At 61.8% G+C, this 2,228-nt stretch carries 2 protein-coding genes; one reads left to right on the top strand and one right to left on the bottom strand.

Annotated elements, in window-relative coordinates; translation table 11 throughout:
• Window positions 1-327: 327 nt before the first annotated feature.
• The gene (locus tag QRM57_RS20785; RefSeq protein ID WP_211712170.1) at window positions 328-921 is read left to right on the top strand and encodes an HhH-GPD-type base excision DNA repair protein; all 594 of its coding nucleotides are present in this window, start codon (window positions 328-330) and stop codon (window positions 919-921) included.
• A 64-nt stretch (window positions 922-985) separates the two neighbouring features.
• Here QRM57_RS20785 and QRM57_RS20780 read toward each other — a convergent pair whose 3' ends face one another.
• Entirely contained in the window at window positions 986-1,900 is a 915-nt protein-coding gene (locus QRM57_RS20780) for a patatin-like phospholipase family protein (RefSeq protein ID WP_284988108.1), read from the bottom strand.
• Window positions 1,901-2,228: the final 328 nt, after the last annotated feature.

Raw genomic sequence — 2,228 nt, 5'->3', positions numbered from 1 at the left:
TAAAACAATCGGTATCAACAAACTTGGCACACTATTGAGTTCTCAAACAACAGACCCCCCAAAACATCACCCCACCGGAACACCACACAAAGCAGCGCACCACAACAGGGCCATTGGAAAAGAAGAGTTATTTTTGGCCGCCTACCGAACCGTACACACCTTCCGGCTTTCCGTTTCGCACCCGGCGACTCAGAAAACAATACACGCCCCACACCCCCAACGCAAATCCACCCCCACACCCCACCCCAACCACCCACCAAACCCCCACCAATCCGCCGTCGACCTTATACAGAAGCCGCCATGACGTCGGCTCTCAGTGGTGGGAGGATGGGACCCATGGAACTGCACATCACAGGCGATGCCGCCGCCGACCAACTTCTCAGCGATGACGCCTTTGCGCTGCTGACTGGCATGTTGCTTGATCAACAGGTGACCATGGAATCGGCCTTCGCCGGCCCGGAGAAGATCCGCACACGCCTTGGATCCTTGAAGCCCGAAACGATTGCCGAGTACGACCCCGCTGGCTTCGTTGAAGTCTTCAAAGAAAGGCCGGCCGTCCACAGGTTCCCCGGTTCCATGGCGGGCAGGGTCCAGGCTCTGGCGGAAACCGTCCACCACGAATGGAACGGAGACGCTGCGTCAATCTGGACAAGCGGCTCCCCCGACGGCGCTGAGGTACTCCGCCGCCTGAAGGCCCTGCCCGGGTTCGGCGAACAAAAGGCGAAGATCTTCCTGGCCCTCCTTGGCAAGCAGTGCGGGCTTCAAGCCGAGGGGTGGCGGGAGGCCGCTGGCCACTACGGCGAGCAGGGCTCGTACCTTTCCGTCGCCGACATCGTGGATCCAGAGTCCTTGGTCAAGGTGCGCGCCAGCAAACAGGCCGCCAAAGCAGCAGCCAAAGCTGCAAAGGCGCCCAGCGCGTAAGACCACCCCTCACAGCAGCCAGACAGAGGAGGGCTCCCACCATTGGTGGGAGCCCTCCTTCATCTCATCGCCAGAACTCGCCAAGCCTCCCCGCCAGGGCCGTGCCCTGGTCGTAGCCAGCTTGGGCAGCGGCAGGACGCAAGGAAATATCCATCGCGTTCGTACCAAACAGGTGCTCGGCATCAGGGCGAGGGAAAATGGTCTCCACCCTGCTGCCGCCTGCACGTAGAGCTTCAACCTGCGTCACCAGGTGCATGCCCCACTCCACGGGCTGAAGGGACCGGCCGCCGAAAGGTGACAGCACCAGTACCCGCCCATAGCCGGCTGCCAGGTCGGCATTCTCGGCGTTCGACCGATAGCCGCCGTCGAGGTACCAATTGTCCCCGATCCTGTATGGCCTGGAGCTGGAACAGCTGGCAGCAACGGCATCCACCAGCTCGACACCGCTTCCGCGATCGAAAACGGCAGGTTCACCGGTTTCGGCATCGACGGCCGTGATCAGTACCTGCCGGTCCGGCCAACGTTGATCCGGGAGCCGGGACGCAACGACAGCGCGCCATTTTGATTGCCAGGAATCGTCCGTCGCTGCATCCGACTCCATGGCGGCCGCCCCCATTCGACGGCGCATTTCGGCCGCATCATTGGAGGAGGAGATGATGTGGTTCATCCTGGCTAAGTGGCTCGATACAGCCAACGGGCGGCCGCGGTCAGATCCGGCCGTGCCCGGCCGCCGCTGGGCTTCAGGCACAGGGGCGACGGCGGCCGCGAACAGTTCCGCTGGGGACGATGCGGCCAACTGGGCCGCTGCCGTTGATCCAGCCGACGTTCCGACAGTAAGATCCGGGGTTGTCACATCAAGCCCGGACCCGTAGAGACCGGCTATCACGCCGATGAGCCACGCGTTGCCGGTGGATCCCCCGCCTCCGAGGACCAGCGCACTATGGGAACTACGCACCGTTGAAGAAGATGTTGTGTTCATGGGAGTTGCCTTTCGCGAATTGCGGATCAAGGCACTCCCGGAGGCGACTAATTCAATCGCCCGATCGTGGACAACAAGGGAGCGCCCACTATGGATACTGCGTTCATGGGTCTCACCTCCTGTCGACGAATCACGATCACTTGAAAAATAGCACGCGAGCCGAGCCGCACGCCATGGAACGTTAACGACAAAAGGCCCCCACTTGCGTGGAGGCCCAGGAAGTTGCCGGTGTGAGCGTTGATCGCTGCCAGCACACCCGCACTGTTGTGTCTCTTAAATGTGGGAGACCCCCCGACCCGTGTGGGTTGGGGGGTCTCGACCTTAATGG

Origin of the sequence: Arthrobacter sp. fls2-241-R2A-172 (assembly GCF_030208885.1) — a bacterium.
GTDB lineage: Bacteria > Actinomycetota > Actinomycetes > Actinomycetales > Micrococcaceae > Arthrobacter.
This window is presented reverse-complemented; position numbering and strand designations above follow the sequence as displayed.

Coding starts and splice junctions, on each gene's coding strand:
- QRM57_RS20785 (WP_211712170.1), top strand. CDS start 328: ATGGGACCCATGGAACTGCACATCACAGGCGATGCCGCCGCCGACCAA.
- QRM57_RS20780 (WP_284988108.1), bottom strand. CDS start 1,900: ATGAACACAACATCTTCTTCAACGGTGCGTAGTTCCCATAGTGCGCTG.